At 71.1% G+C, this 26,618-nt stretch carries 28 protein-coding genes; 13 read left to right on the top strand and 15 right to left on the bottom strand.

Features of this window, described 5'->3' with window-relative positions; translation table 11 throughout:
• Positions 1 to 165 precede the first annotated feature (165 nt).
• Positions 166 to 1,038 carry a D-alanyl-D-alanine carboxypeptidase family protein gene (locus EDF40_RS15285; RefSeq protein ID WP_221180484.1) on the top strand — a complete coding sequence of 291 codons (873 nt, stop codon included), beginning with the start codon at positions 166 to 168 and terminating at the stop codon, positions 1,036 to 1,038.
• A gap of 74 nt (positions 1,039 to 1,112) precedes the next feature.
• On the opposite strand, the gene EDF40_RS15280 is transcribed toward EDF40_RS15285, so the two are convergent.
• The gene (locus EDF40_RS15280; protein ID WP_123340319.1) at positions 1,113 to 2,534 is read right to left on the bottom strand and encodes an amino acid permease; all 1,422 of its coding nucleotides are present in this window, start codon (positions 2,532 to 2,534) and stop codon (positions 1,113 to 1,115) included.
• 198 nt (positions 2,535 to 2,732) lie between these two features.
• Between EDF40_RS15280 and EDF40_RS15275 the strand changes: the two genes are divergently transcribed.
• On the top strand, positions 2,733 to 3,224 hold the full coding sequence (locus EDF40_RS15275) for a DUF427 domain-containing protein (protein WP_123340320.1): 492 nt from the start codon (positions 2,733 to 2,735) through the stop codon (positions 3,222 to 3,224).
• 25 nt (positions 3,225 to 3,249) lie between these two features.
• Here the strand turns inward: EDF40_RS15275 and EDF40_RS15270 are convergent, their stop codons facing one another.
• Positions 3,250 to 3,585 carry a hypothetical protein gene (locus tag EDF40_RS15270; RefSeq protein ID WP_148053865.1) on the bottom strand — a complete coding sequence of 112 codons (336 nt, stop codon included), beginning with the start codon at positions 3,583 to 3,585 and terminating at the stop codon, positions 3,250 to 3,252.
• A gap of 76 nt (positions 3,586 to 3,661) precedes the next feature.
• On the opposite strand from EDF40_RS15270, the gene EDF40_RS19550 reads away from it, so the two are divergent.
• The 3 genes from EDF40_RS19550 to EDF40_RS15255 all read left to right on the top strand — a co-directional run bounded on the left by EDF40_RS19550 (position 3,662) and on the right by EDF40_RS15255 (position 5,271).
• Positions 3,662 to 4,042 carry a hypothetical protein gene (locus tag EDF40_RS19550; RefSeq protein ID WP_123340322.1) on the top strand — a complete coding sequence of 127 codons (381 nt, stop codon included), beginning with the start codon at positions 3,662 to 3,664 and terminating at the stop codon, positions 4,040 to 4,042.
• Positions 4,015 to 4,551 carry a DUF6264 family protein gene (locus tag EDF40_RS19400; protein ID WP_395862785.1) on the top strand — a complete coding sequence of 179 codons (537 nt, stop codon included), beginning with the start codon at positions 4,015 to 4,017 and terminating at the stop codon, positions 4,549 to 4,551. The genes EDF40_RS19550 and EDF40_RS19400 overlap by 28 nt, the downstream gene beginning before the upstream one ends.
• Positions 4,552 to 4,833: 282 nt before the next feature.
• A complete protein-coding gene (locus tag EDF40_RS15255; protein ID WP_123292410.1) occupies positions 4,834 to 5,271 on the top strand; it encodes a hypothetical protein in 438 nt (145 codons plus the stop codon).
• A 28-nt stretch (positions 5,272 to 5,299) separates the two neighbouring features.
• Here EDF40_RS15255 and EDF40_RS15250 read toward each other — a convergent pair whose 3' ends face one another.
• Positions 5,300 to 5,920, bottom strand: coding sequence for a hypothetical protein (locus EDF40_RS15250; protein ID WP_123340324.1), 621 nt, complete (start codon positions 5,918 to 5,920; stop codon positions 5,300 to 5,302).
• A 201-nt stretch (positions 5,921 to 6,121) separates the two neighbouring features.
• On the bottom strand, positions 6,122 to 7,576 hold the full coding sequence (locus EDF40_RS15245) for an APC family permease (protein WP_123292412.1): 1,455 nt from the start codon (positions 7,574 to 7,576) through the stop codon (positions 6,122 to 6,124).
• Between the two features lie 98 nt (positions 7,577 to 7,674).
• Between EDF40_RS15245 and EDF40_RS15240 the strand changes: the two genes are divergently transcribed.
• On the top strand, positions 7,675 to 8,103 hold the full coding sequence (locus EDF40_RS15240) for a DUF6892 domain-containing protein (protein WP_123340325.1): 429 nt from the start codon (positions 7,675 to 7,677) through the stop codon (positions 8,101 to 8,103).
• A gap of 22 nt (positions 8,104 to 8,125) precedes the next feature.
• Here EDF40_RS15240 and EDF40_RS15235 read toward each other — a convergent pair whose 3' ends face one another.
• From EDF40_RS15235 to EDF40_RS15225, 3 genes are read right to left on the bottom strand one after another with little or no spacing between them, the layout of a single operon-like run.
• On the bottom strand, positions 8,126 to 8,746 hold the full coding sequence (locus tag EDF40_RS15235; RefSeq protein WP_123340326.1) for a uracil-DNA glycosylase: 621 nt from the start codon (positions 8,744 to 8,746) through the stop codon (positions 8,126 to 8,128).
• Between the two features lies 1 nt (position 8,747).
• Positions 8,748 to 9,965, bottom strand: coding sequence for a glycosyltransferase (locus EDF40_RS15230; RefSeq protein ID WP_123340327.1), 1,218 nt, complete (start codon positions 9,963 to 9,965; stop codon positions 8,748 to 8,750).
• A gap of 9 nt (positions 9,966 to 9,974) precedes the next feature.
• A complete protein-coding gene (locus EDF40_RS15225; protein WP_123340328.1) occupies positions 9,975 to 10,811 on the bottom strand; it encodes a DUF429 domain-containing protein in 837 nt (278 codons plus the stop codon).
• A 32-nt stretch (positions 10,812 to 10,843) separates the two neighbouring features.
• Between EDF40_RS15225 and ligD the strand changes: the two genes are divergently transcribed.
• Positions 10,844 to 11,863 carry a non-homologous end-joining DNA ligase gene (gene ligD / locus EDF40_RS15220; protein ID WP_123340329.1) on the top strand — a complete coding sequence of 340 codons (1,020 nt, stop codon included), beginning with the start codon at positions 10,844 to 10,846 and terminating at the stop codon, positions 11,861 to 11,863.
• Between the two features lie 20 nt (positions 11,864 to 11,883).
• Here the strand turns inward: ligD and EDF40_RS19285 are convergent, their stop codons facing one another.
• The 3 genes from EDF40_RS19285 to EDF40_RS15215 form a co-directional block, all read right to left on the bottom strand.
• A complete protein-coding gene (locus EDF40_RS19285) occupies positions 11,884 to 12,027 on the bottom strand; it encodes a hypothetical protein (protein ID WP_159573682.1) in 144 nt (47 codons plus the stop codon).
• On the bottom strand, positions 12,024 to 12,185 hold the full coding sequence (locus EDF40_RS19280; protein WP_159573681.1) for a hypothetical protein: 162 nt from the start codon (positions 12,183 to 12,185) through the stop codon (positions 12,024 to 12,026). The genes EDF40_RS19285 and EDF40_RS19280 overlap by 4 nt, the downstream gene beginning before the upstream one ends.
• A 138-nt stretch (positions 12,186 to 12,323) precedes the next feature.
• Entirely contained in the window at positions 12,324 to 13,367 is a 1,044-nt protein-coding gene (locus EDF40_RS15215; protein ID WP_123340330.1) for an ATP-dependent DNA ligase, read from the bottom strand.
• Between the two features lie 159 nt (positions 13,368 to 13,526).
• Between EDF40_RS15215 and EDF40_RS15210 the strand changes: the two genes are divergently transcribed.
• The 3 genes from EDF40_RS15210 to EDF40_RS15200 all read left to right on the top strand — a co-directional run bounded on the left by EDF40_RS15210 (position 13,527) and on the right by EDF40_RS15200 (position 15,312).
• Positions 13,527 to 14,570: an MBL fold metallo-hydrolase gene (locus EDF40_RS15210; protein ID WP_185003117.1), complete on the top strand. Its 1,044-nt coding sequence runs from the start codon at positions 13,527 to 13,529 to the stop codon at positions 14,568 to 14,570.
• 146 nt (positions 14,571 to 14,716) lie between these two features.
• Positions 14,717 to 14,920, top strand: coding sequence for a type II toxin-antitoxin system HicA family toxin (locus tag EDF40_RS19670; RefSeq protein ID WP_395866523.1), 204 nt, complete (start codon positions 14,717 to 14,719; stop codon positions 14,918 to 14,920).
• Positions 14,921 to 14,931: 11 nt separating this feature from the next.
• Positions 14,932 to 15,312 (top strand): antitoxin HicB, encoded by a 381-nt coding sequence (locus tag EDF40_RS15200; protein ID WP_123340333.1) that lies wholly within the window; start codon positions 14,932 to 14,934, stop codon positions 15,310 to 15,312.
• A gap of 2 nt (positions 15,313 to 15,314) precedes the next feature.
• Here the strand turns inward: EDF40_RS15200 and EDF40_RS15195 are convergent, their stop codons facing one another.
• From EDF40_RS15195 to EDF40_RS15170, 5 genes are all read right to left on the bottom strand, one after another.
• Entirely contained in the window at positions 15,315 to 15,947 is a 633-nt protein-coding gene (locus EDF40_RS15195; RefSeq protein ID WP_123340530.1) for an FMN-dependent NADH-azoreductase, read from the bottom strand.
• A 173-nt stretch (positions 15,948 to 16,120) separates the two neighbouring features.
• Positions 16,121 to 17,743 carry a putative Ig domain-containing protein gene (locus tag EDF40_RS15190; protein ID WP_123340334.1) on the bottom strand — a complete coding sequence of 541 codons (1,623 nt, stop codon included), beginning with the start codon at positions 17,741 to 17,743 and terminating at the stop codon, positions 16,121 to 16,123.
• A gap of 205 nt (positions 17,744 to 17,948) precedes the next feature.
• The gene (locus EDF40_RS15185) at positions 17,949 to 19,358 is read right to left on the bottom strand and encodes a hypothetical protein (protein WP_123340335.1); all 1,410 of its coding nucleotides are present in this window, start codon (positions 19,356 to 19,358) and stop codon (positions 17,949 to 17,951) included.
• A 226-nt stretch (positions 19,359 to 19,584) separates the two neighbouring features.
• Positions 19,585 to 21,186 carry a hypothetical protein gene (locus EDF40_RS15175; RefSeq protein ID WP_123340336.1) on the bottom strand — a complete coding sequence of 534 codons (1,602 nt, stop codon included), beginning with the start codon at positions 21,184 to 21,186 and terminating at the stop codon, positions 19,585 to 19,587.
• 165 nt (positions 21,187 to 21,351) lie between these two features.
• The gene (locus EDF40_RS15170; RefSeq protein WP_123340531.1) at positions 21,352 to 22,254 is read right to left on the bottom strand and encodes a LysR family transcriptional regulator; all 903 of its coding nucleotides are present in this window, start codon (positions 22,252 to 22,254) and stop codon (positions 21,352 to 21,354) included.
• A gap of 81 nt (positions 22,255 to 22,335) precedes the next feature.
• Between EDF40_RS15170 and EDF40_RS15165 the strand changes: the two genes are divergently transcribed.
• The 3 genes from EDF40_RS15165 (at position 22,336) to EDF40_RS19275 (ending at position 26,611) form a co-directional block, all read left to right on the top strand.
• Positions 22,336 to 25,806: a bifunctional proline dehydrogenase/L-glutamate gamma-semialdehyde dehydrogenase gene (locus EDF40_RS15165; RefSeq protein WP_123340337.1), complete on the top strand. Its 3,471-nt coding sequence runs from the start codon at positions 22,336 to 22,338 to the stop codon at positions 25,804 to 25,806.
• A gap of 157 nt (positions 25,807 to 25,963) precedes the next feature.
• On the top strand, positions 25,964 to 26,404 hold the full coding sequence (locus EDF40_RS15160; RefSeq protein WP_123292422.1) for a VOC family protein: 441 nt from the start codon (positions 25,964 to 25,966) through the stop codon (positions 26,402 to 26,404).
• Positions 26,405 to 26,461: 57 nt separating this feature from the next.
• On the top strand, positions 26,462 to 26,611 hold the full coding sequence (locus EDF40_RS19275; RefSeq protein ID WP_185003115.1) for a hypothetical protein: 150 nt from the start codon (positions 26,462 to 26,464) through the stop codon (positions 26,609 to 26,611).
• Positions 26,612 to 26,618 lie beyond the last annotated feature (7 nt).

Below are 26,618 nucleotides of genomic sequence, written 5' to 3'. Positions count from 1 at the left end.
CGGGCCCCCTCGTTCTGGGGGTCCCTTCCTGTGGGGTAGAACTGACAGTCTGCTCAGGGGGCGCGAGGGGCGTGCCCCGCAGAGGGGAGCTCCATGAGCAGTCCATCCGGTCCATCCGAGGAGGACGGGCACCCGGTCTTCCTCGGGGGAACGAGCAGGCGATCGATGTTGCTCTTCGCAGCCGCGGCTGCCGTCAGTGCGGCGACACTCAGCGGCACATCGCGTGCGTTCGCCGCCGAGCCGTCCAACCTCTCGTATCCGTCCTACCCCGAGTCGACCTCGACGAGGGACCGCGCGTTCTCGACCCGAGCCGCAGAGGACTACCCGAACGGCGAGATCCCGACCAGTGAGTTGACGTACGTCGCAGTGTCGACGAACAACCTGGGCAACCAGTTCCTGCTGGCAAGTGCTGCAACCGCGTTCTTCGCTCTGAGCAAGGCCTTCCAGGCTGGACTCAACAAGCAGCTCACGATGGCCGAGGCGTACCGCGACCTCGCGCGCCAGAAGTACCTCTACAACGGGTACATCACCAACCAGCCCGGGTTCAACAAGGCGGCCTACCCAGGGACCTCGATCCACGGGCTCGGCCGTGCCGTGGACTTCAGCGGAGGCGTCAACAGCTACGGCACCTCCGAGAAGACGTGGATGAACGCGAACGGCCCGACCTACGGCTGGCAGCCCGTCGGCGACGGCTTCGACTCTCGCGAGCCGTGGCACTTCGAGTACGACGGCTCCTACCAGCCGGACGAACCAGCACCGCCCGTCAACGAACGACAGGAAGACACAGACATGAAGCTCATCACCAACAACGGTCGTACCTGGCTCGTCGGCGAGTTCACAGCGGTCGAGATCGACACCGACTTCCTGAACGAGCTCAAGGCGTCCTACAACGTCCCGGGCTCGCTGGGCAACCTGCGCGCCGCACTCGCGGCGCAGTACGGCGACCCGGTTGCGATCCAGGCCGCCGGCAACGTCGAGGGACTCATCGCTGTCGCGAAGAAGAACCGCGCTGGGCTGGTCAGCGAGCTCAAGCGCTGACCGACGACCAACCAACGAACGAGAGCCTGCCGGAAATCCGGCAGGCTCTCGTTCGTGTACGCGAGGCTCGTTCCCTAGCGGTGACCAGCGGGCTCGGAGCCGGCGAGCTTGCTGTGCTTCCGCGAGTACCCGAAGTACACGCCCAGGCCGATCGCGAACCAGACGGCGAACCGCACCCACGTCTCCCACTGCAGGAACGTCACGAGCCACAGCGACGCGATGACGCCGATGATCGGGATGACGGGCATGAACGGCAACCGGAACTGACGGTCGAGGTCGGGCTGACGGTAGCGGAGCACGATCACCGCGGAGCAGACGACCACGAACGCGAGCAGGATGCCGATGTTCGTGAGTTCCGCGACGACGCCGATGGGCAGGACGCCCGCCAGGATCGCCGACGCGATGCCGAGGATCCACGTGACGCGGGTCGGGACGTGGCGCTTCGGGTCGGTCTTCGAGAACCACTTCGGCATCAGGCCGTCGCGGCTCATCGAGAACCAGACGCGGCTGGCGCCGAGCATGAACGTGACGAGCACCGTGACGATGCCGACGATGGCACCGATCGCGATGACGTTCGCGACACCGCCGAGGCCGACCGACGCGAACGCCGACGAGAAGCCCGAGGCCGGGTCGATGTCGGTGTACTTCTGCATCCCGGTCAGCACCAGGGTCGCCAGCACGTACAGGACCATCGAGATGCCGAGGGACAGCAGGATCGCCTTCGGCATGTGCTTGCGGGCGTCGACGGACTCCTCGGCCGCGGTGGACATGGCGTCGTAGCCGAACACCGCGAAGAACACCGTCGCGGCGCCGGTCATCACACCGCCGAAGCCGAACGGGAAGTACGGGGAGTAGTTCGCGCTGTTGATGTGGAACACGCCGAGCACGACGATGAGCACGACCAGCGCGACCTTGATGCCGACGGCGACGAACTCGAACCGGGCGGCGCTGCGGATGCCGCGGGTGAGCACGAACGCGGTGACCAGGCACAGGATGATCGCGAAGACGTCGATCACGTGGCCGTCGCCGGTGCCGGGCGCGCCGAGCATCCAGGCGGGCAGGTCGATGCCGAACTGGCCGACCAGGAACCCGACGTAGCCGGAGATGCCGATCGCGACCACCGCCACGATCGCGGTGTACTCGAGCAGCAGGTCCCAGCCGATGAACCACCCGACGATCTCGCCGAGGACCGCGTAGCCGTACGTGTACGCGCTGCCGGCCTTCGGGATGAGGCCGGCGAACTCGGCGTACGACAGCGCTGCGGCAGCACTCGCGACGCCGGCGACCAGGAAGCTGATGAGGACCGCGGGACCGGCAACGCCGTTCGCAACGGTGCCGGCGAGGGTGAAGATCCCCGCGCCGATGATGCCGCCGATGCCGATCGCGGTGAGCTGCCAGAGGCCGAGGTGCCGTTTCAGGCCACCCTCGGCTCCGGTGTCGTCATCGATCGTCTCGATGGGCTTCCGTCGGAAGAGCGTGCGTGTCGTCGTCGTCACCCGCCCATGGTGCACCCTGCGGCGGTCTCGTGCGCGGGCGGCGGGCGGCCGGTCGGCGGGCCGAGACTCGGGCTGAGCGACAGTCCTCGCGCCGCCGGGCCCGTGAAGCGTCGCTCACCCCGAGGCTCGGGCCCGCCCGGCCGTGACTCGGGCCAGCCCGCCAGCCCGACCGCAGCCGCACGGCGTATACACGATCCCATGCGCCATCCCACACGGATCGAACCCGGCCCCGGACAGGAATCGGTCTGGGACTACCCCCGCCCGCCCGCCGTCGAGCCCGTCACCGCCCGCGTCGTCGTCCGGTTCGGCGGCACCGTCGTGGCCGACACCACCGATGCGGTGCGGGTCCTCGAGACGTCGCACCCGCCGGTCTACTACCTGCCGATGGCGGACCTCGACCTCCGCCCTGCGCAGGGCTCGAGCATGTGCGAGTTCAAGGGCCGGGCGCGGTACTTCAACGTGGTCGGCGGTGACGGCACCGTCGCGAGCCGCGCTGCGTGGAACTACCCGACGCCCGAGCCCGGCTACGAGTCGCTCCGGGACCGTGTCGCGATCTACCCGTCGGCGATGGACTCGTGCGAGGTCGGCGGCGAGGTCGTGCAGTCGCAGGACGGTGACTTCTACGGCGGCTGGATCACGTCGGACGTCGTCGGACCGTTCAAGGGCGCGCCGGGCACGCTCGGCTGGTGAGCCGTCGCTCGGCTGGTGACCCGCGTCAGCGGTTCGCGTAGGGCGACCAGAAGGGCGGTGGGAACGCCCCGGCGGTCGCGATGACGAGCAGCTGCCAGAGGATCATGACCAGCCCGGCCGTACCGATGACGATGCCGATCCACGCCCAGACCTGCACCGCCCGGCGACGGCGACCGGCGAGGGCGATCGCGCGCCAGCCGCTCAGCACGCAGACGATGCCGAACGCAGCACCGAGCAGGACGTGCCGGACCGTGCCCTGCGCCGGCACGATGATGCCGAGGTAGAACGCGACCGGGCCGAGCAGCACGGCGAACGTCGCTGGGGCTGCTGGCGGTTCGTGGTCCCGAGAGGGTGCTCCCATACGTCTGAATGTACCGAGCCGGTCGGGTTCCGTACACGTGCGAGCACCGTTGCCCGGGAGCAGGCACGATGGAGGCATGCGTTCCTTCCTCCGCGTCCTGCTCGGCCTGGCGCTCGTGTTCGCCGGCACGAGTCACCTCACCTTCGCGCGCAAGGAGTTCACGGCTCAGGTCCCGGAGTTCGTGCCGCTCTCCGAGGACACGACCGTGCTGGCGTCCGGCGTCGCCGAGGTCACCCTCGGCTCGGCGCTCGTGCTCGCACCGAAACCGGCCCGGCGCTTCGTCGGCTCGGTCGCTGCACTGTTCTTCACGGTGATCTTCCCGGGCAACCTGTCGCAGTGGGTCAACCGTCGCGACGCGTTCGGCCTGGACACCGACGAGAAGCGCGTGGCGCGCCTGTTCGGGCAGCCGTTGCTCATCGCCGCGGCCCTCTGGTCCACGCGCGGCCGGCGGTCCTGATGGACGCGCCCGCCCGGTCGTCCGGTCCGGCTGACGCCGGTTCGGCGCCTCGGTCGGGTCCGGAGTCGGTGCCCGGCTCGGGTCCGGAGTCGGTTCCGGGGGCGCGTCTCGATCCGCTCGGGTCGGCTCCGGCACGGTTCGGACGGGAGGCCCGCCACCCCTTGGCAGGCCGCCGCCGCGTCGCGGACGTGGTCGCCTCCATCGCCCTGCTCGTGGTGCTGACGCTCGAAGCGTTGGCAGCGGGGTGGGGCATCAAGCTCATGTCGTTGGCGTTCGTGTCGTGCGCTGCCCCGGGGAACACCTGCAACGCGGGGCTCGGTGACTCGGTCGTGACGGTCGGGCCGATCCTGATCGCACTGGTGCTCGTCGCCTCGATCGTGGTGTGCATCCTGCGGCTGGTTCGGCGTCGGCTGGCGTGGCCGGTCGTGCTCGTCGGGATGGCCGCCGTCGTCGCGGTGTTCTTCGCGGCGCTGCTCCTCATCGAGAGCTCGGTGACGCACGGCATCTGAGGGGCGCTGCCGTCCCGAGGTTCCGAAATCTCGGCATGTCGGCGCCCTGTTCGTCGAGGTCTGGAACCTCGGCGATCAGCGTGCGGCATGTCGTGGAACCTCGCCGAGCCGGTCGGGTTCGACCTGGAGGCCCGACCAGCGACCGCGGGGGCGTCGGGATCGCCGAAGTCGAACGGCTCGCGGCCTCGAGGTCTTCCTCCACAGGTGGCTGCGGCGGCGAGGTTGTCCACAGATGCACACGGCGGCCGTCGGTGGGCGGGCCGGGTTCGCGACGCTGGAGTCATGCCTGACACCGACACCCTCGACCGCCTGATCCGAACCCCTGTCCGTACCGACGACGACGTCGTCCAACTCGTCGCCGCCCTGGTCGACCGCCCGGTGCGCCGGCAGTGCTGGGTGGTGTTCCTCGACGAGCTCGGGATGTCGATCCCGTTCCTGCTGCCCATCGCGGACCTGCCCTACCAGCCCGACGAGCACGTCAGCGACTTCGCGTCGTTGATCTCCGAGATCGTCGGACAGCTCGGCGCGGTCGACGTCGTCCTCGCGTGGGAGCGGCCCGGTGTCGACCGCGTGCACCCGGTCGACTGGGAGTGGGTCGACGCGTGCGCCTGCGCCCTCGACGAGCACGCGATCCGGCTGCGGGCGCAGGTCATCGTCCACGACGGCGGTGCCGCGATGGTAGAACTCGACGAGCACGACCAGGACCAGGACGTCGCGTGACCGTCGGGCCCGGCGGTCTCGTGAACGGTCAGCCCTGCGGGGCGGTGTCCGGCACGGTCTCGCCCGTCAGGCCCTCGACGACGGCCTTCGCCGCGGGCCAGGACTTCGCGTAGTGCTCGGGGTCCGAGTTGATCTGCACCGCGTGCGCCATCTGCGTCGGCGTCATCGTCTTCCAGCCGGGGACCTTGACGAGCTTCGCGTAGAACATCGACGCCGCCGTGTACGGGTCCATCCGCTGCTCGTACGTGCCCCAGGCGCCGTTGTCGCGCTGCTGGAACAGGCCGCGGCTGTCCGGTCCCGCGGCGTCGCCGTGGTCCAGGTTCACCAGGCTCGACTCGCCGATCGCCGTCATGACCCCGACGGCCTGGGTGTGCGGCCCGATGCCGACTGCCTTCGCGGCCTGGATCACGGACGCGGCGTTGACCAGGCGGTCCTGGCAGAAGCCCGCGATGGGGCCGGCGGGGACGACCATGCCGCCGACGGTCTTCGAGGCGACCTTCGGGCACGTGGGGGTGGCGTCGGCGGCGCTGGACTTCGCGATGCCGGCGATCGAGTTGACCGCGATCACGACGAGCACCACCACCCCGATCCCGACGACCACGATGCCGGCGCCGAACACCGACGCGAGCGTGATGCCGACACGGCGCATGACGGGACCTCTCGACGGACGGGGCGGGGCAGACGGAGCACGACGAGCGTACGGGCGCCGCCTGGGAACCGCACCCGCCCGATCGGGGGCCGCCGTGACGCACTGACGGTCCTGGTGCTCCGAACACGGGGTTCGGGCACCAGGACCGTCAGCCCCGACGTCAGCGTCGTCCGATCGTCCAGATGACGGCGGTCGTGTCCATCAGACGTCGCGGTGGTCGTGCGGCGGGTGCTGCACCTTCGTCGGTTCGGTGACCAGGCCGGTCGGGGCCTTCTCGGGCTGCTTGCGACCGTGCGTGAACCAGGTCAGGATCCACAGCAGTACACCCAGGGCCAGCAGTGCACCGGCGATCTGGTACTGCTGCGGGTCACGGCCGGACGAGAACGGCAGCACGAGCCACAGGCAGGTGATGATGCCGATGACGGGGATGATCACGCCGGCTCGGAAGTGCTTGTGGTCGACCTTGTCGCGGCGGAGCACGAGCACCGTCAGGTTCACGACGGCGAACACGGTGAGCAGCAGGAGCGAGGTCGTGCCACCGAGGACCACCACGATCGGGGAGTCCGGGTCGAGCGAGACCCAACCGATGAGCAGCAGGGAGATCGCGGTGGTGAAGACGATCGCGTTCGACGGGGTGCGACGGGCGGGGGAGATGCGGGCCAGGAAGCCCGGCAGCACGCCCTGCTTGCTCATGCCGTACAGCAGTCGCGACGCCATCATCATGTTGATCAGGGCGGTGTTGGCCACGGCGAACATCGAGATGAACGGCAGCAGGTCGGCGATCGGGAAGTCCGGGGCGGCGGTCTGCACGACGGTCACGAGCGGGGTCTCGTTGCCGGCGAGCTCACCGATCGGCACGACGGCGACGGCGCAGATCGACACGAGCGTGTAGATCACGGCCGTGATGCCGAGGCCGGTGAGCATCACCTTCGGGAAGATGCGCGAGGGGTCCTTGGTCTCCTCGGCCATGTTCACCGAGTCCTCGAAGCCGACCATCGCGAAGAACGCCAGCGACGTCGCTGTGGAGATCGACATGAGCAGGGTCTTGTCCTCCGGGGTCTCGAACATCACGACCCGCGAGAAGTCCGCGTTGCCGCCTGCGATCGCCCAGAAGCCGATCAGGATCACCATGACGAGACCGGACAGCTCGACCAGGGTGAGGACGACGTTCGTCTTCACGCTCTCACTGACACCGCGGAAGTTGATCGCCATCACCGCGAGCATGAAGCCCATGGCGATGAGCATCACGACGGCGTTCGGCAACTCGAGGCCGAACCCGACGCCGAGGTTGGCGGCGAACGCCCGCGACGCCGTCGACGCCGAGGTGATGCCGGAACACATCACGATGAAGGTCACGATGAAGGTGATGAAGTGGACGCCGAAGGCCTTGTGCACGTAGAGCGCAGCGCCCGCGGTCTGCGGGTACTTCGTCACGAGTTCCAGGTACGAGAAGGCCGTCAGCAGGGCGACCGCGAAGGCGATGAGGAAGGGGAGCCACGCTGCTCCTCCGACCTCTGCCGCGACCTGACCGGTGAGCGCGTAGACACCCGTTCCCAGGATGTCGCCGACGATGAACAGCAGCAGGAGCTTGGGACCGATGACCCTGCGGAGCTCGGGCTGCTCCTGCTGTGGTCGGTCCGTCTTGGTGGTGGCCATGCGTCACCCTTGCGCGCGAGACACCTTGCTGTCTAGTCCCACAGGAAGGTTTCTCGCGATCGCAACACGGTCGCTCGGCGACGGATACTCTCCGGGCCATGGACCACGAGTCGAACACCACCGAAGAGCCCGTCGAGTTCGCCGACTTCAACGCGAAGCTGCTGGTGCTCGACGTCCTCTGCTACGACCTCGACGTGCTCGACCCCTACGACCCGGAGACCGCCGACGAGACGGACGAGGACCTCGACGTCGACGGCCAGGACGACCGGGCCCGTGAGTACTACGACGACCTGGAACTCCTGCCGTCGCACCTGTCGCTCGTCACGGAGCTCACCGTCGACACCGAGCTCGAGGTGCTGCAGGACGTGCACCCCGGGTGGGAGGGCTCCGACGACCGCTTCAACCCGCAGAACTGGGACGACGTCCTCGACCTGCCGGCGCTCCGCACCGTGTACGCGGCAGCGCCGCTGCCCGCCCACGTCGCCGAGACCCTGGCTGCGAAGGGCGTCGAGGTCCGCTCAGCCTGACCGGTGGGATCGGCACAGGGAACTACAGCGAGCGGTCCAACGCTCGAAGCTGCTCGGTGAACTGCTTCGCGCCGCCCTGCGCAGGGTGCCGGACGGCGATCGCCTCGATGCCGGCCAACGCGAGCGCACCCTGGGCCTTCCGCCCCACCGCGACCACCCGGACCCGGTCGACGCCACCGAGAGCATCGAGCAGTGCGAGGGCCACGGGTGCTCCCGACCGCACCTCGGCCGGACGGGGTGTGCGGTTCGTCAACCGGTCCGGCGCGACGAACGGGTGGTGCGGGAAGATCGCCCACGCCACGGGGAGCGGCCCGGCCCAGTCGGACAGCGCCGACTGCACCACGCGCGACGAGGCCTCCCACGGGGCGGTCGGCTCCGGCGGCACCAGGTAGTCGTCGCCGAACCGGTCCGTCCCGAGCTCGCGCATGCTCGTGAACGGGATGCCGGTGTTCGTCATGCCGCGCCACCCGGGTGCCTCGGCCACGAGCAGGGTGTCCGCCGCTGGCCCGAACTGCTCCATGTACCGCTGCAGGTTCGACCGCCGCAACCGCCCCTCGGCCGAACCGAGGTCGTACAGTGCCTCGGCGTCCGCCTCCACCGGCACGGCGTCGAGCGCTGCCCAGAACGCGTCGAACGCCGTCATCTCACGATCCGACCCGCGATCCGCTGCCGAGCACCCGGCGGTACACGTCCTCGAGCCCCGAAGCCGATCGTTCCCAGCTCAGACGCTCCGCGTGCTCCCGCCCGGCCGAGGACAGCGCGGCCGCGTACCCGGAGTCCGTCAGGATCCGCTCGATCTCGGCGGCCCACACCGACGGTTCGCGCGACTCGAGCACGACACCCGTCTCACCGTCGACCACGGCCTCACGCAGCCCCCCGGCAGCCGCGGCCACGACCGGCACCCCGGACGCCGAGCCCTCCAGCGCCACGAGGCCGTACGTCTCGGAGTGCGACGGCACCAGCACGGCTGCCGCGCCACGGAACAGGAACGCCAGGTCGGCACGCGACTGCGGCCCGATGAAGGTGACGCGGTCGGCGATGCCCCGCGCGGCGGCGAGCCGACGCAGTTCGTCCACGTAGTCACCCGCCTCGCTCGAAGCGTCCCCGGCGATGACCAAGGTGGGACGGGCCTCCTGGCTGATGCCCGCGATCGCCTCGATGGCCAGGTCGAGCCCCTTCAACGGCTGCACGCGAGCCGCCGCGACGACGTAGGGCGTGGCGGCCCGGCGCGCACCGGCGGCTGCCGGACGGAAGACCGACCCGTCGACCCCGGGCGGCACGATCCAGATCCGCGCGTCGGCACCGCCGAGCCGCGTCCGGACCGTCGACGCCTCGGCCTCGGACACCACGACGACCGCATCGGACTCACGCGCCAGCTGCTGCTCGCCCGTGATGCGCCCGGCGGACTCGGGCCGCTCACCCTCGGACAACGGCGTCTCGGGGTCGGCGGCGATCGAGTGGAACGACTGCACGTGCGGGATGCCACGCTCACGGGCGACCGGCAGCGCAGCGGCACCGGAGAACCAGTGGTGCGAGTGCAGGACGTCGAACGGCCCGAGCTGCTCGAGCTCGTGGCGGAACGGCTCGATGAACGCGTCGTGCTCGCCCTTCGGCACCGGCTCCGCCGGACCCGCCGACAGGAACCGCAGGCACACCCCCGGCACGAGCGACACCGAATCCGGCTGCGCCGGCGCCGAACGCCGCGTGATGATGTCGACGTGGTGGCCACGATCGGCCAGCGCCTCGGCCTGGTGCCGGACGACGACGTTCATGCCGCCGACCTCGCCCGAGCCGGGTTCGTCTCCGGGGGAGGTGTGCAGCGACACCAGCCCGATGTGCAGGGGTTCGCTCGTCGTGCTCACCGGTCAACCCTAGCCGCGCGTGCCCCGCTGCGACGGGCGCGCGGGCGCCACGACGACGGGCCGGCGGCCCGCCTCGTCCACCAGGTCGGACGGGAGGCTCGGATCGCCTCCCAGGATCTGCACGCGCCCGTCGCCGTGCCGCTCCCAGAACGCCGCCGTCCAGGCGCACAGGGCACCGTCGAGCAGGTCCTCGCGGTGCTTGTGCGTCGGACCGTGCAGCACCGACGGGTCGGCGAGGCCGGCAGTCAGCAGATGCGAGTCGAGCTGCAACGGCGGGTCGAGCGGGGTCTCGCGCAGGCGCCGGACGAGCTCGTCGAAGGCCTCGGCGCGGCGTGCCCGGGCCTCGGCTGCCGGCACCCTGAGGTCCAGGCGCTTGTACCGGGGCCGCTCGACGTCGTACCCGAGCTCCTCGACGCCGACCAGGGTCGTGTACGGGTAGCACTCGAACATCGCCGGCCCGGTCCTGGCGTGCATCGACGCCGTGTCGGACACGTACCCGACGCCGAGCGCGGTGAGCCGGCCGAGCAGGCGGGCGCCGGCGCTCGCCGCGGAGGCCTGGTTCGTCGGGTTCGCCGCCACCTTCCACCGGCCGTAGCGCTGCCCGACCTGCCGTTCGGATTCGCGGATGCCGGTCGGGTTCGTCACGACGAGCGAGGCGTCGACGGCGATGAGCGACCGCGGTCCGAGGTGTTCCGCGATCCAGGTGGTGACGTCGTCGACCCCGCGGGCCCATCCGGCGTCGGTGATCGTGCCGTCGGCCTCCATCGCGACCAGTCCGGTCTCGTTGGGCGCGCGGCTCGCGGTGCCGAGTCCCCACGCCAGGTCCACTCCGAGGTACGCGCTCACCCGTCCATCGTGCACCGAGTACCTTCCGCTGCATGGCGAGCGAAGCGACGACGGTGCGGGTGCCCGGTCCGGACGGGGACCGCGAGGTCCGGATCAGCAGCCCGTCCCGGGTGCTCTGGCCGGACGCCGGGATCACCAAGTCCGACCTCGCCGAGTACCTGGTGACGGTGGGCGACGCCTTCGTCCGCGCGAACGGCGACCGACCCATCTCGCTGCAGCGGTTCCCCGGCGGTGTCGACGGCGAGCAGTTCTTCTCGAAGAACCCGCCGAAGGGTGCCCCCGACTACGTGCGGTCGGTCACGGTGACGTACCCGAGCGGCCGGAAGCACCCGCAGCTCGTGGTCGACGAGCCGGCCGTCGCGGTGTGGGCCGCGCAGATGAACACCGTGGTCTTCCACCCGTGGGCTTCGCGCGCCGAGGACAGTGACCACCCGGACCAGCTCCGCATCGACCTCGACCCGCAGCCCGGCACGGACTTCTCGGACACGGTGCCCGTGGCGCAGGAACTCCGGAAGGTCCTGGACGAAGCGGGTCTGACGGCGTGGATCAAGACGAGCGGCAACCGCGGTCTGCACGTGTTCGCCCCGATCGCCCCCGAGCACGAGTTCCTCGACGTCCGGCACGCCGTGATCGCGGCCGCCCGGGAACTCGAACGGCGGATGCCCGACCGGGTCACGACGGCGTGGTGGAAGGAAGAGCGAGGGCAGCGGGTCTTCGTCGACTTCAACCAGGCGAACCGTGACCGCACGATGGCCGGCGCCTACAGCCCGCGGGCACTGGCGCACGCCTCGGTGTCGACGCCGATCACGTGGGACGAGCTGCCGACGGCGGACCCGACGACCTTCACGATCCGGACCGTCCCCGAGCGCCTGGCGACGATCGGCGACCCGTGGCAGGCGATGCACGACGAGCCGGCGAGCATCGCGCCACTGCTGGCGTGGTGGGATCGCGACCTGGAGAACGGCGAGGGTGAACTGCCGTTCCCGCCGGACTTCCCGAAGATGCCGGGCGAGCCTCCGCGCGTGCAACCGTCCCGAGCGAAGAAGTCCTGACCCGGAGCCAGCGCGGACCGTCAGACGGCGGGCAGCGTGTCCGTCGAGCGGTCGGGGTCGTCGACGCGGGACGTCTGCATCGGCAGTCCGACGCTCGCCGTGTGCAGGCGGGTCAGGCGCGACCAGGTGCCGCGGTGCGCGTCGCTGATGCCGTCGACGATCACGAGCCCAGGCCGATCGTGACGAGTGCGAGCGCGGTGGCGGTCACGCCGGCGATGGCGCTGATGACCGCACTGAGCTGCAGGGTGCGCTGGCGGCGTGCCTCGCGTACCTCGGTGAAGGGGTTCCGCTGCGAGTGGCGGACAAGCGTGCTGGTGCTCATGTCGATCCGCTTTCGGTCCTGGGGCTCCCGGGATGGGTGCCTCGTGCTGCTGGTCTCCATCGTGGCAGCGTTTCGCTAGTTCGGCTAACTACTTTCCTGCGATCACCGGCAAGACGACGAAAAACGGACAACCACGTGTCAGGACAGGACATCCCGCAGGTCGTACGCCGACGGCACCTCGAGCTGGTCGAACCCGCACGACTCCGCGTCGCGGTCCGGACGCCACCGTTCGAACTGCACGGTGTGCCGGAACCGGTCGCCCTCCATCTGGTCGTAGCGGACCTCGAGCACGACCTCCGGCGCCAGCCGGACGAACGACGTGTCGCGACCAGACGAGAAACGCGACCGTTCCCCGTCACCGGTGACGGGCCTCCCGTCCGCATCGCGGAGCACGACGGGCTCGAGCTCGTCGACCAGGGCGAGCCGGCGCTTGTCGGAGAAGGCGGACACGCCGCCGACCTGGCGGAGCTCACCGTCGTCGCCGTACAGGCCGACGAGCAGCGACCCGACGCCCGATCCGCTCTTGTGGACGCGGTACCCGATCGCGACGACGTCGGCCGTCCGGTGGTGCTTGATCTTGAGCATGGTCCGCTTGCCCGGCTCGTACGGCTTGGCCCGGCGCTTGGCGACCACACCGTCGAGTCCGGCACCCTCGAAGGTGGTGAGCCACTCGCGGGCCTGGTCGACGTCGAGTGTGGTGCGCGTGACGAACAGCGGGTCGGACATGTCGGTGGCGAGATGCTCCAGCCGCTCGCGTCGCTCGTCGAACGGCAGGTCGACCAGCTCGTCGCCGTCCGCTGCGAGCAGGTCGAACGCGACGAACTGCGCGGGCGTCTCGGCGCTGAGCTTCGCGATCCGCGAGGCCGCCGGGTGGATGCGCTGCGACAGTGCCTCCCAGTCGAGGCGCTCGGCTCCGGGCTCGCCCGAGCGCAGGATCACCTCGCCGTCGAGCACCACCGGGTGGTCGCGGCCGCCGAACTGCGCGCGGAAGGCCTCGACGAGTTCGGGGAAGTAGCGCGTGAGCGGCTTCGCCCCGCGGCTGCCGATCTCGACGTCGTCGCCGTCGATCGTCACGATCCCGCGGAAGCCGTCCCACTTCGGTTCGTACCGCAGTCCGCCGGTCACGCTGTCGGGTTCCGGGACGTCGGCGACGGCCTTGGCCAGCATCGGTGCGATCTCCATGCGTCGTGTCTACTCGGGCTCCGGTGGGCGGCGCTGCGCGCTTCGTGAGCAGGAATGGTCGGGTCCGGCGCGACGACCCGACCCCTTCTGCTCACCGAGTGCGGCCGGGAGGCCCGGATCACCCGGGGCAGGTCGGCTCGCGTCAGTACTGTGGTGCGGGTGACGACCGTGCCCCCGTCGGCAGCGCCGACTCCGGAACCGATCAGCCCCGTGCAGGCCGCCGCGCTCCGCGACGGCGTCCTGCCGCCCGTCGAACAGGTCCGGCCGGGTATCTGGACCTTCGCGGTGCCGTTCCGGTTCGGAGTGCCCGACGCGACCCTGGTCTACGTCGTCGAGGGGTCGGACGGATCGCTCGCGCTGATCGATCCCGGGTGGTCGGCCGACGGCGGGCTCGACGAGGTCCGCGCCGCACTGTCGGCGATCGGCCGGTCGCTCGACGACGTGTCCCTCGTCGCCGTGACGCACCTGCACGCCGACCACCTCGGTGCCGCCGCCGCGATCCGCCGAGCGACCGGTGCGCGGGTCGCGATGCACGGGCTCGAGGTCGACGCGCTGGAGCGTGAGCGTACCGACGCGGCGCAGAACGACGCCGACATCGCCACGTGGGGCCTGCCGCAGCACCTGCACGACGGGGTCGTCGCGGCCTGGGGGAGCGGGCGACGGATCGGACTCGGGCGGAGCGAGGCGCCGTACGCCGACCTGCTGCTCGCCGACGGCGAGGTGCTGCCGATCCCGGGGCGCACCATCCGGACCCTCTGGACGCCCGGGCACACCGCCGGGCACGTGTGCTTCCTCGACCAGGCGGACGGTCTGCTGTTCACCGGCGACCACGTGCTGCCGCGGATCAACTCCGGGATCGGCCTCGGTGGTCGGACCGCCACGAACCCGCTCGGGGACTACCTGGCGTCGCTCGGCCGACTCGACGTGCACGCCGGACTCGAGGTCTGCCCGGGCCACGAGTACCGGTTCGCCGACGTCGTCGCCCGCGCGCAGACCTTGGCGCGGCACCGCGAGGAGCGGTCGCAGCACGTCGCCGAGGCGCTCGACCTGCTCGACCGGCCCACGCTGTTCGAGGTCGCCGCACGCGTGCCGTTCAGTGGCGGGATCGAGTCGATGTCCGGGTTCCTGCTCGCGAGTGCACTGACGCAGACGGCGTTCCACGCGGAGCTGCTCGGCCGGTCGGGCGAGGTCCGTCCCGCCTGACCGTTCCTCCACACCTGCTCGGGCGATCGTCTTCTTGCACAGGTCGGGGAGGCCTGCGCCGTTCGCGCACGGTCGCTCGTCAGACTCGGAAAGAGGTCAGATTTTCTACTGGCCCTTGATGGACCTGACTAGAAGGGCTTGATATCGTGGTGCGAGCTGTGCAGCACCGGGTGGTCACGACGTTCTTGCGGCATCGGGGATGGTGGTTGGACCGGACCCGCGGGAGCCACGAGGTGTGGCGCGGACCCGAGGGTGGGCGCCTCGTCATACCGAAGCACCGCGAACTGAGCCCCGGCGTGGTGCGGCAGGTGCTCAGGATCTTCCCGGACGCACCGGACAGCTGGCGATGAACGGAGGAACGATGACGACGACGTACCGAGCGACCGCGTACCGAGAGGGCCGCTGGTGGGCGATCGAGATCCCTGCGGCCGGCGCGGTCACGCAGGCCCGCCGCGTCGCCGACGTCGAGTGGATGGCGCGGGAGTGCGTCGCCCTGACGCTGGACGTCCCGGAGGACGACGTCGCGATCGACGTCGAGTTCGTCCTTCCCGACGACGCCCGCGCAGACTGGGAAACGTCCCGCGCGCTCGCTGAGCAGGCCCGGCAAGACGGAGCTGAAGCGGCCCGGCTCGCGCGGAACGTGGTGACCCGGATGCGGGCCGAGGGCTACACCTACGCCGAGATGGCGTCCGTCCTCGGGCTCTCGGCGCAACGCGTGCACCAGCTCGTGAACGCGTCCTGACGTCAGCCGAGCGTGGTGGCCAAGCGCTCGATCGTCGTCGTCGCGTCGGCGAGCTCGGCGGACGCGTGCTCGGCGAGCGGGGCGAGGTCGGGCAGCCGGTCGGCCAGGGTCGCACTGACCGTGATCGGGTAGAGCTTCATGCCGAGCGCCGTGCCGAGGATGAGGTGCAGGACCGGCGAGCCGTGGTCCCAGTCCTCGGTCGGGGTGCCGGCGTCGTAGGTCGCGCCACGGCTGACCACGGTCACGACCGGACGGCCGGCCAGGGGCTGCACGTCGCCCGCCAGGACCCCGGGGACGTGGATGCGGTCGATCCAGGCCTTGAGCGTCGACGGCACCGTGTAGTTGTACAGCGGCGACCCGACGACCACGACGTCGGCGGCGAGGAGTTCGTCGATGACCTCCTGGCGCAGGGCCTCGGCCTCGGGAGCGACGGTCTCGTCCGCGGTGCGGTCCGCTGCCGCCCAGTGCAGCGCCGAGGTCTCGAGGTGGGGGAGCTGGTCGACGTGCAAGTCGCGGCGGACCACCGTGTACTCCGGACCGCGTGCGCGCCAGGCGTCGGCGAACGCGGCGGTCAGCGCGCGCGAACGGGAGTGGGACAGGTCGGCCGAGGAGTCGATGTGCAGCAGCGTGGGCATGGTGCCCACGCTACCGACGGTGGGACGGAAACGGCCCCGCCGCCCCGGTGCGGGGTCAGGCGGGGCCGAGCCGGGCCTCCCGTCCGTCACGCGGGCACGCGACGGACGGGAGACGGGGACCGTCAGCGCTGGTCGTACGTCAGCGCTGGTCGTACGTCAGCGCTGGTCGTACGTCAGCGCTGTGCGCGGCGACGGCGCAGGGTGCGGGCGCCGATCAGGCCGGCACCGGCGACGAGCAGGCCGAGCGCCCAGGGGAGGGCACCCGTCGCATCGGTTCCGGTGTAGGCGAGCCGGCCCGAGCCGACGTGGTGCGTGGCGACCGCCGCGGGGACGATCGGCTTGATGACTGCGGCCGGGGCGATCGTCGGCTGCACGTCCACCGCGAAGACCGTGCTCGGCACCGCGGCACCGGAGACGGTCAGGGTGTGTGTGGACGCGTGCGGGAACGTGACGGACACCAGGCCCACCCCGCCCAGCTCGGAGTCAGCGGCGATGACGTCGGACGCGACGTCCGAGGTGACGGTCGGCACGAAGAACTCCGGCTCGCCGGTCTCCTCGTCGAAGTCGGGCAGGATCTGGTTGCCGAAGCGGTCGACCTGGGCACCGGAGACGAGCAGCGTGCCGCCCTGCTTGACGGTCACCTTGCCGCCCTTGACCGGCTCGGAGTCGCTGAGCAGGTCACCCGTGTAGACGTCCCCGTTCGGGTGGATGATCCACGCCGTCGTGTCGCTGCCGTCCTCGAGCGCGTTCTGGTTGAGCGTGACGACCTCGATGCCGACGGGGGCACCGGCCTGGACGTCGATGTCGACGAACTGCTGGTTCGAGACGGTGCCGCTCGGGCTCGTCGACGTCGCCGTGATCATGAGCTGGTAGTACTGGTCGGCGTCGGTCAGGGTGCCGGAGAGCACACCGGTCTTGGCGTCGAAGGAGATCCCCTTCGGCAGCGTGGACTGCTCGTCGCCGTCGTCGTCGAACGACGATGCCGACAGCACCGGCGCCGGGGTGCTCAGGGCACGGAAGGTCTGCGAGAAGGCCTCGCCGGCGGTGGCCTCGATGGACGTGTCGCCTTCCTCGTCGGAGAGCGGCTGGCCGTCCTCGTCCACGAAGACGGGGGCAACGGCGGTCTCGGTGGTCGCCGTGGCGGTCTCGCCCACGACCGAACCCTCGAGCGTGACCGTGATCTCCTGACCGGCGTCGGCGGCCGCGATCGTGTAGGTGGCGCTCTCGGACAGGACGGCACCGGTCTCGGAGGTCCAGACGTACGAGATCTTGCTGCCCTTGGTGAACCCGGACTGTCGCGCGACGAGGTCCGAGCCGACGTACAGGTCGCCGGTGATGGTGACCGACTGCGCGGCGGCGGCCGGGGTGGTCGCGGTGACGGTGGGCTCAGCGGGCGTGGTCGCTGCCGGGGCGGCGGGGGTGCCGGCCGGTGCCGTCGAACCCGAGCCGGTGGTGGCGGCGTCGGTCGGCTCGGTGGTCGGGGCGGTGGTGCCGGTCCCGTCGCCCGCCGGGGCGTCGTCGTCGCCGGTGGTGCCACCGGTCGTGTCGCCGGCGGCAGGGGTGCCGTCGGTCGCACCGGTGTCGGCCGCGGGCGTGCCGGTGCCGTCCGTCGCGGAGTCGCTCGGCGTCGTGCCGTCAGCGGTGCCGGTCGTCGCCGGGGTGGTGACGGCCGTGGTCGGCTCGGCCGCGGTGGCGGCGGTGGCGGTCATGACGCCCAGACCGGTCGTGAGACCGATCAGCGCGACGGTGGTGCCGACGGCGCACGCGCGTCGGACGGTGGAGGTGCTACGGCGCACTTCTTCCCCCAGGTGTTCAGTCCGGTCGGGTGCCGGAACATAAGAATCCGCCGAGAATCCTCGGCTTGCTCGGATCGTATTGGTATCCGCGCGCGGACACGACCGTCTTGATCAGAATGTGACCATGGTTGGGGGTTCCCGCACGATGGACGGGAGGCCCGCTACCAGCTGGCACCGGGCCTCCCGTCCGTTCGTCGGTCGCGTCTCAGGCGCGACGGCGACGCAGGCGGTGGACCAGCAGGCCGCCGCCGGCGGCCAGGAGGCCCAGGGCCCACGCGAGGGGGCCGGTCTCGTCGGCGCCGGTGTACGCGAGAGTGCTGCCGGTGCCGCTCGTCGTGGTCGCGACCGCGGCCGTGGCGACGGGTCGGACGGCGACGACGAACGTGGTCGAGGCGCCACCCTGGGTGATGGTGAGACGGTGGTCCGAAGCGTGCGGGAACGTCACCTTCGAGGCGTCGCCCCGGGGATCGGTGACGACCTTGTCCGACGCGACCGAGCTCGTCACCGTCGTGCCGAACCCGGTGCTCACGGAAGCCGGTGCGGTCGGGTTGCCGAACCGGTCGACGGCGAGGCCGGACACCACCAGTGAGCTGCCCTGCTGGACGGGGATCGACGCGACGGTCCCGAGGGGATCGCCGCCGCCGGAGAACGCACTGATGACGCCACCGGGGGCGACCGACCAGACCGTTGCGCCGGGCGTGCCGGTGTCGACGATCGCCAGGACCCCAACGGGTGCGGCCGGCAGGACGGTCAGGCGCACGTACTCCGTGGCGGTCGCGGTGCCGCGGAGCGCGACGACCTCGAAGTCGTACGTGCCCGCGGTGGTCACCGTGCTGGTGAGCACCCCGGTCTCGACGTTGACGGTCAGGTCGGACGAGGGCGCGTCCTGGATCGCGTACGCCAGCGAACCGCTGCCGCCCGTGGTGCGGAACGTGTGCGTGAACGTCGCGCCGGCGGTGGCGGTGAGGGCGAGCGGCTTCGCCTTCGTCGACGGCTCGGTGAAGACGACCGGCGACGGTGAGACGGTCAGGCGGACGTACTCGGTCACCTGTGTCGAGCCGCTGAGGGCCACGACCTCGAAGTCGAACGTGCCGGCGGTCGTCGGTGTGCCGCTCAGCACGCCGGTCTCGACGTTCACCGTGTAGTCCGCCGACGGGGCGTCCTGGATGGCGTACGCGACGGTGCCGTTGCCGCCCGTGGTGCTGAACGTGTGGCTGAACGGCGTGCCGACCGTCGCGGTGAGGGCGACCGGGGCGGCCTGGGTCGACGGCTCGGTGAACGCGAGGTCGCTGCCGTCACCCGGTGCTGCCGCCGGGGTGGTGCTGTCCGTGGCCTTCGCGGCGGGGCCGGCGCCGGGCGTCGGCGTCGGCGTCGGCGTCGACGTCGGCGTCTTGGTCGTCGTCGGGCTTCCGCTGGGTGTCGGGCTGGCGCTGGGTGTCGGCGCCTCCGTCGTCGGGGCGGCGCTCGGTGTCGCGGTGGCCGTGGTGCTCGTCTGCGTCGGCGTCGCCGCCGTCGCGGACGCGCCGACGCCGATGACCGAGCCGATGGCGGTCGCCGCCACGACGATGCCGATCGTCGCCGCGCGGCGGACGGGCGGCTTGGTGGACTGGTGCATGGTTCCCCCCTGGGAGTCCGATGGTGAGCGCGCGGTCCTCGCGCGCTCCTCTGTGCTGACATTACGGTTCGCGGACCCGTTCCGAGTCCGCCGGAGATCACGGTTTCATCTCGGTACTACCGGCTCTCATCTGGGGTTTCTCACAGGGACGCGCGACGGCGGACGGGAGGCGCGGGGCGGTCGTGCCCCGCGCCTCCCGTCCGTCAGGCGGTCGCCGTGACGTGCCTCAGCCGAGTCGGCGACGGAGGCGCCAGACGAGCAGGCCGGCGCCCGACGCCAGGAGGCCGAGGGCCCACGCGAGTGGGCCGGACTCGTCGGCGCCGGTGTACGCGAGGGTGCCCGACGCGGTCGGCGTGTGGGTGGTCGTGACCGTGGTCGTCGCCGTCGGCTGCACCTCGAAGCGGATGGTGCTCGTCACGTCACCGGACGCCACGGTGACCGTGTGCGGCGACGCGTGCTCGAAGGTCACCCACGTGGCCACAGCCTCGGGGTCGTACTCGATGCGGTCACTGGCCACGTCGCTCGTGAAGGTGAGGTCGGTGTGGTCACCGACCGGCTGCCCGTCGGCGTCCACGGCCAGGGCGCGGATCTGCACCCGGTCACCCTGTCGGGCCGGGATCGCGTCGACCCGCTGCGCGTCGCCGTCCGCCGGGTAGTAGGTGATCACGTCGCCCTCGACGCCCCACCGGTCGCCGGACGTCTCGTCCGCGGGGAGCACCCCGACGGCGATGCCGGCGACGGGAGCGGGGGCCTCGGAGACGCGGACCGTGAACGAGGTCGAGACGCCGCCCTCGGACACCGTCAGCGTGCGGGTACCCGGCTCTGAGAACGTCACCGTGTTCGCCGACCACTTCGGGTCCCAGACCACGCCGTCGGACGCGGTGGTGCTCGTGACGGTCGACCGCGGGTACTCGTCGCCCGGGGTGGTGCGGTTGCCCAGCGCGTCGACGGCCAGCCCCGCGAGGGTCATCGAGGAGCCGACGGTGGCGGGGACCTCCGACACCACGGTCTCACCGGTGCCACCCGGCGTGTACTCCCGGATCGTCCCGTCGGCATCGACCTGCCAGCTGACGTCGGAGTCCGAGCTGTCGACGCCGAACGTGACACCCACCGGGGCGCCGGGCTCGATGTCGACCTGGATGTACTGCACCGCGGTCTGGTGCAGGTCGGTCGCGGTGACCTCGAACAGAGCGGGCCCGTCGATCGTGCTCTTCGGGGTGGCGCTCAGGACACCGGTCTGCTCGTTCCAGGACCAGCCGTTGACGTCGTTGTTCGGGAAGAAGTTCAGCGGGTTGAACAGGTACTCCAGTGGGCCGTCGCCGCCCTGGGCGGTGAAGGTGTGCGAGAACGGCTGGCCGGCGGTCGCGGTGAGGACGATCGGCGAGTCCTTGGTCGACGGCTCCGCCCAGGTGACGGGCGTCGATGCCTCGGCGGCGGGTTGTTCGGCGGCGGGGGTCGTCGTCCCCGGGTCCGCGGTGGGCGTCTCGGTCGCGGCCGGGGTGGGTGCCGGCGTGTTGTCCGGCGCCACCGTCTCGGTGGTCGGCCCCGGGTCGGTCGTCGGTGCCGGGTCGGCGGGCGCGTCGTCCGGTGCGCCTTGCTCGGTGTCGGTGTCGGTGTCGGTGCCGGCCGCCGTGGTGTCGGGTGCGGTGGTCGCGGTGGTCGCGTCCTGCGGTGCGGACGTCGCGGAGGTGCTCGGTGCAGCAGTCTCGCCGGTCGCCGCGGAGGCGGCGCTCGCGCCGATGCCGAACGCCGACGAGGCGGTGACGATCGCGATCGCCGCTCCGATCGCCGCGCTGCGGCGGAACGTGTACTTGCAGGACTGGTTCATGGGATCCCCCTCGGATGCCTGGGTGGGACGCTCGATCAGCGTCCTCTACAAAGGGAATGTCCGGGCGTGACGAGTCCTGACAGCCGTTGTGTCACAGATCGGTCACGACCTGGTGCGTCACGGCGGCGACCGACGTGGCGGGGCCGAGCCGCGCCTCCAGTCCGCTCAGTCTCCGACGACCGCAGCCGCGCGCTCCAGGGCGTGGCGGAGTGCGCGGACCGCAGGGGAGGACGACCCGGCCGACCGGACCACCGTGAAGATGGTCCGGCGCGGGTGCTCGGGCAGCTCGAGCAGGCGGCAGGTGGTCGTCCGCCCGGTCCACATCAGGTCGGGCATCAGGCTGACGGCGTTCCCGGACTCCACGAGCCGGATCTGCGTCTGCAGGTCCGCGGTCTCGTACCGGACGTCGGGCTCGAACCCCCAGCGTCGGCAGACCTGCTCGGCGAAGTGCCGCGACGCGGTCCCGCGGGGCTCCATCACCCAGGGCAGCGCGCCTGCGTCCTCGATCGACGACACCGGTACGAGCGCGGTGTCCACCGGGGGCAGTGCGAGCCGGACCGCGTCGGTGGTCAGATCCGACCGGTCCAGCCCGGGAAGGTGCGGAGCCGCGTGCGCGGGGTACTGCTCCGCGATGACCACGTCGAAGTCGCGAGCCCAGGTCTCGTGCAGGGCCGTCTCCGGTTCCCGCTGCACCATCTCGATGCGGACGTCCGGGTGCTCGGTGGCCATGGCGTGCAGGGCGTTCGGCATGAGGGCGAGGGCCGCGGACTGGAACACCGCGACACGGATCCGGCCCTGCACGGTCGGCATGGTCTCCTCGACCTGCGACTGCGCCAGCTCGAGGACGTCCAGCACGTGCCCGGCCGCCTGCACCAGGACCTCGGCCTGCGGGGTGAGCTGCAGGCGCCGGCCGGCCTTCCTGAGCAGGGGCACGCCGGCCTCGCGCTCCAGGGTGCTGAGCTGCTGCGAGACGGCCGACGGGGTGAAGTTCACGGCCTCGGCGACCGCGGCGATCGTGCCCCGGATGGAGAGCTCACGGAGCAGGACGAGACGGCGGACATCGAGCACGTGCTCACGGTAGCGGAACTTACGGGTACCCATCACGAACCGTTGCTTCCGCTGATGAGTCGGGCGCTCCACACTGAACCCATGACGACCCTGCACGAGCACCCCGCCACCGACCACGACGCCTTGGCGGACCAGTCCGTCGCACTCGTCCGACAGTGGCTGGCCGAGGCCGAGTCGTTCCCGGTGGACGGCTCCGCCAAGCAGCTCGCCGGGGTGCTCGCCGACCCCGCCGGTCTCGACTTCGCGGTCGGCTTCGTGGACGGCGTCGTCCGCCCGGAAGACCTGGCCGTCGCCGCCCGCAAGCTCCGGCAGATCGCGCCCGGTGCCCCCGGGTTCCTGCCCGCTGCGATGCGCGGACTCGTGCGCCTCGGTGGTGGTATGGCACCGGTGCTGCCGGGCGTCGTCGTGCCCGTCGCCCGCCGGGTGCTCCGGGGCATGGTCGGCCACCTCATCGTCGACGCGACCGACTCGAAGCTCGGCCCGGCGATCGCGAAGATCAAGCGGGACGGCGTCCGGCTCAACGTGAACCTGCTCGGCGAGGCCGTGCTGGGCGAGCGCGAAGCCGCGCGCCGGCTCGAGGGCACGCACAAGCTCCTGGCGCGCGACGACGTCGACTACGTCTCCATCAAGGTGTCCTCGACGGTGCACCCGCACTCGCCGTGGGCGTTCGACCACGCCGTCGACGACATCGTCGAGCAGCTCCGCCCGCTGTTCGAGCGCGCCGCGGCCTCGACCCCGGCCAAGTTCATCAACCTCGACATGGAGGAGTACAAGGACCTCGACCTGACGATCGCGGTCTTCACCAAGCTCCTCGACGAGCCCGCGTTCCTCGGGCTCGAAGCCGGCATCGTGCTGCAGGCGTACCTGCCCGACGCGCTCGCCGCGATGGAGCAGCTGCAGGAGTGGTCCGCCGCCCGCCGCGCCCGCGGTGGTGCCGGCATCAAGGTCCGCCTGGTCAAGGGCGCGAACCTGCCGATGGAGCAGGTCGAGGCCTCGGTGCACGGCTGGCCGCTCGCCACCTGGCACACCAAGCAGGACTCCGACACCAACTACAAGCGCGTGCTCGACTGGGCACTCACCCCGTCGCGCGTCGAGAACGTCCGCGTCGGTGTCGCCGGGCACAACCTGTTCGACGTCGCGCACGCCTGGCTGCTCGCCGGCGAACGAGGCGTTCGGGACGGCATCGAGTTCGAGATGCTGCTCGGTATGGCGCAGGGCCAGGCGTCGGCAGTGAAGAACACGGTCGGTTCCCTCCTGCTCTACACGCCGGTCGTCCACCCCGGCGAGTTCGACGTCGCGATCGCGTACCTGATCCGTCGCCTCGAAGAAGGCGCCTCGCAGGACAACTTCATGTCCGCGGTCTTCTCGCTGGTGTCGTCGCCGCCGCTGTTCGCCCGCGAGGAAGAGCGGTTCCGCGCCTCGCTCGTCCCGCTCGCCACGCCCGAGGGCCTCGCCGCTCCCGCGTCCCACCGCGTCGCCGACCGCTACGCGGCCGTCGGACGCCCCGGGCCCGGCCGGTTCGAGAACACGCCGGACAGCGACCCGTCGGTCGCGTCGGTGCGCCAGTGGGGGTCGGCCATCACGGGCCGGATCGCGTCGTCGACGCTCGGCGTCCGCGCCGTCCAGGAGGCCCGGGTCGACTCCGCCGCGTCGCTCGACTCGGCGCTGGCTCGCGTCCAGGCCGCCGGTGCGGTCTGGGGGACCTGGTCCGGTGCCGCTCGTGGCGCCGTGCTGCACGCCGTCGGCGACGCACTCGAGGCGAACCGCGCAGCACTCATCGAGGTTATGGCCGCGGAGACCGGCAAGGCCATCGACCAGGCCGACCCCGAGGTGTCCGAGGCGATCGACTTCGCGCACTTCTACGGCTCGCTCGCGTCGCAGCTCGACGACCTCGACGGTGCGACCTTCACCCCGGCCACGCTGACCCTCGTCGCACCGCCGTGGAACTTCCCGGTCGCGATCCCCGCCGGCTCGACCCTGGCCGCACTCGCTGCCGGGTCCGCCGTCGTCCTCAAGCCGGCACCGCCCGCCGAGCGCTCCGGGGCCGTCCTCGCCTCGATCATCGAGACCGCGCTCGACGCCCACGGGGCCCCGGCCGACGTGCTCGCGTTCCTGCAGGTGTCCGAGAACGAGCTCGGCCAGCAGCTCATCGCCTCGCCGATGGTCGACCAGGTGATCCTCACCGGTGCCTACGAGACCGCCGAGCTGTTCCGCTCGTTCCGCTCGGACCTGCCGCTGCTCGCCGAGACCTCGGGCAAGAACGCCGTGATCGTCACCCCGTCATCGGACCTAGACCTCGCGGTGAAGGACGTCGTCGCCTCGGCCTTCGGGCACGCCGGCCAGAAGTGCTCGGCCGCGTCGCTCGTGGTCATGGTCGGCTCGGTCGCGAAGTCGAAGCGCTTCCGCAACCAGCTCCTCGACGCCGTGTCCTCGCTCACCGTCGGCTCCCCGACCGACCCCACCACCCAGATGGGCCCGATCATCGAGCCGGCCTCGGGCAAGCTGCTCGCCGGCCTGACGACGCTCGGCGCGGGGGAGTCCTGGGCCGTCGAGCCGAAGCAGCTCGACGAGACCGGCAAGCTCTGGAGCCCCGGTGTCCGCCAGGGCGTCCGCCGCGGCTCGGAGTTCCACCGCACCGAGTACTTCGGTCCGATCCTCGGCATGATGACCGCCGACACCCTCGACGAAGCGATCGACATCGTCAACGAGGTCGACTACGGCCTGACCTCGGGCCTGCACTCGCTCGACCCGGCCGAGATCGGCACCTGGCTCGGGCGGATCCAGTCGGGCAACCTCTACGTCAACCGCGGCATCACGGGCGCCATCGTCCGTCGGCAGCCGTTCGGTGGCTGGAAGAAGTCGGCCGTCGGCGCGGGCACGAAGGCTGGCGGGCTGAACTACCTGCTCGGGCTGGGGTCGTGGGCGCCTGCTGCGTCGACCGCTGCGTCCGTTCCTTCTGCTCCGGTCAGCGCCTTCGTCCGTGCGGCCGGGGTCACCTCGCCGGTGCTCGACCGGTCGCTGGCGTCGGACGAGCAGGCCTGGTCGACGCTGTTCGGCACCGCGACCGACGTCTCGGCTCTCAGCGCCGAGCGGAACATCGCGCGGTACCTGCCGTTCCCGTCGGTGCAGGTGCGGCTCGCTGCGGTTGCAGACGCTGACGCTGACGCCTCGGTGGTCGAGCTCGTGCGCGTCGTCGCGGCTGCGCTCCGGGCCGGCACCACGATCGAGGTGTCGACGGCAGCCGGGCTGCCTTCGTCCGTCGCCTCCGCTATCCGGTCGTTGCCCAACGTGCGCTCCGTGTCGCAGTCGGTCTCCGACGAGTCCTTCGCGTCGTCGATCACGTCGGGCCCGTCGACCCGGGTCCGGCTCATCGGCGGCGACACCTCGGCGCTGTCCTCGGCGATCGGCGGGCGTCCCGACGTCGCGGTGTACGGCGGCCCGGTGACCGAAGCCGGTCGGCTCGAGATCCTGCCGTTCGTCCGAGAGCAGGCGGTCTCGATCACGGCGCACCGCTTCGGCACGCCGAACCACCTGACCGACGACCTCATCTGACCGGACCGCGGCGCTGGCGTTCGGGTCCAGCGCCGCTGTCCGGTCGCCGCACGCTGTCGGGCTGCACCGAGGCGGCAGGGGTTGCCTCGGGTGCGCGTCGCAACCACGGCGCGCACCCGACGGCCCTGCGTCGGGTCGAACCCGGAGGAGCTCCACCATGACCGAACCGTTCGCACGCCCGACCGCCCTCGCCCACGTCCGCGTCACCGTGACCGACATCCACCGCAGCAAGGCGTTCTACCAGCAGCTGCTCGGCACCGACCCGGCGATCGACTTCAGCGACCAGGTCGACGAGCCCGGCGTGCGCGAGGATCGTGAGCGCTTCTACGGCGGCTCCGTGTTCCGGCTCGGCGACCAGGTCTTCGGTCTCCGCCCGGTCGCTCCGGCGGGGCAGACGTTCGACCCGGACACCGTCGGCCTCGACCACGTGAGCTTCGTCGTGGGGTCGGTCGACGAGCTGCACCAGGCGGCTGCACGCCTCGACGCCGCAGGGGTCGAGCACGGCGAGGTCACCGACCTCGGTGACGCTGGCATGGTGATCCTGTCCGTGCAGGACCCCGACGACATCAACCTCGAGCTCGCTGCCCTCAAGTCCTGAGCAGTCCTGAGCAGTCCTCGGGCCGCGGGCTAGCATGGGGTGACGAGAGGGGACGTCATGAGGTTCGTGCAAGCCATCGGCCGGGGGATCGGCTTCGTGTTGTCGACCGTGGCGAAGGTGCTCGGGACCCTGAACGGCGCTAAGCCCGCGGGCGACGATCTCGCTGCGCGGCTGAACCAGCCCCGTCGCGACGACTACCGCCCCTGACCTGTTC

Origin of the sequence: Curtobacterium sp. PhB170 (assembly GCF_003752345.1) — a bacterium.
Taxonomy (GTDB): domain Bacteria; phylum Actinomycetota; class Actinomycetes; order Actinomycetales; family Microbacteriaceae; genus Curtobacterium.
Note: the sequence above shows the minus strand (reverse complement) of the source record. Positions and strands in the feature narration are given on the sequence as shown.

Bases quoted from the DNA above. Each gene is read 5' to 3' on its own strand.
- EDF40_RS15185 (WP_123340335.1), bottom strand. From the start codon at position 19,358: ATGCACCAGTCCACCAAGCCGCCCGTCCGCCGCGCGGCGACGATCGGC.
- EDF40_RS15160 (WP_123292422.1), top strand. From the start codon at position 25,964: ATGACCGAACCGTTCGCACGCCCGACCGCCCTCGCCCACGTCCGCGTC.
- EDF40_RS15195 (WP_123340530.1), bottom strand. From the start codon at position 15,947: ATGCCCACGCTGCTGCACATCGACTCCTCGGCCGACCTGTCCCACTCC.
- EDF40_RS15285 (WP_221180484.1), top strand. From the start codon at position 166: ATGTTGCTCTTCGCAGCCGCGGCTGCCGTCAGTGCGGCGACACTCAGC.
- EDF40_RS15245 (WP_123292412.1), bottom strand. From the start codon at position 7,576: ATGGCCACCACCAAGACGGACCGACCACAGCAGGAGCAGCCCGAGCTC.
- EDF40_RS15275 (WP_123340320.1), top strand. From the start codon at position 2,733: ATGCGCCATCCCACACGGATCGAACCCGGCCCCGGACAGGAATCGGTC.
- EDF40_RS15235 (WP_123340326.1), bottom strand. From the start codon at position 8,746: ATGACGGCGTTCGACGCGTTCTGGGCAGCGCTCGACGCCGTGCCGGTG.
- EDF40_RS19280 (WP_159573681.1), bottom strand. From the start codon at position 12,185: ATGAGCACCAGCACGCTTGTCCGCCACTCGCAGCGGAACCCCTTCACC.
- EDF40_RS15200 (WP_123340333.1), top strand. From the start codon at position 14,932: ATGACGACGACGTACCGAGCGACCGCGTACCGAGAGGGCCGCTGGTGG.
- ligD (WP_123340329.1), top strand. From the start codon at position 10,844: ATGGCGAGCGAAGCGACGACGGTGCGGGTGCCCGGTCCGGACGGGGAC.
- EDF40_RS15215 (WP_123340330.1), bottom strand. From the start codon at position 13,367: ATGGAGATCGCACCGATGCTGGCCAAGGCCGTCGCCGACGTCCCGGAA.
- EDF40_RS15270 (WP_148053865.1), bottom strand. From the start codon at position 3,585: ATGGGAGCACCCTCTCGGGACCACGAACCGCCAGCAGCCCCAGCGACG.
- EDF40_RS19550 (WP_123340322.1), top strand. From the start codon at position 3,662: ATGCGTTCCTTCCTCCGCGTCCTGCTCGGCCTGGCGCTCGTGTTCGCC.
- EDF40_RS15175 (WP_123340336.1), bottom strand. From the start codon at position 21,186: ATGAACCAGTCCTGCAAGTACACGTTCCGCCGCAGCGCGGCGATCGGA.
- EDF40_RS15240 (WP_123340325.1), top strand. From the start codon at position 7,675: ATGGACCACGAGTCGAACACCACCGAAGAGCCCGTCGAGTTCGCCGAC.
- EDF40_RS15250 (WP_123340324.1), bottom strand. From the start codon at position 5,920: ATGCGCCGTGTCGGCATCACGCTCGCGTCGGTGTTCGGCGCCGGCATC.
- EDF40_RS15255 (WP_123292410.1), top strand. From the start codon at position 4,834: ATGCCTGACACCGACACCCTCGACCGCCTGATCCGAACCCCTGTCCGT.
- EDF40_RS19275 (WP_185003115.1), top strand. From the start codon at position 26,462: ATGAGGTTCGTGCAAGCCATCGGCCGGGGGATCGGCTTCGTGTTGTCG.
- EDF40_RS15165 (WP_123340337.1), top strand. From the start codon at position 22,336: ATGACGACCCTGCACGAGCACCCCGCCACCGACCACGACGCCTTGGCG.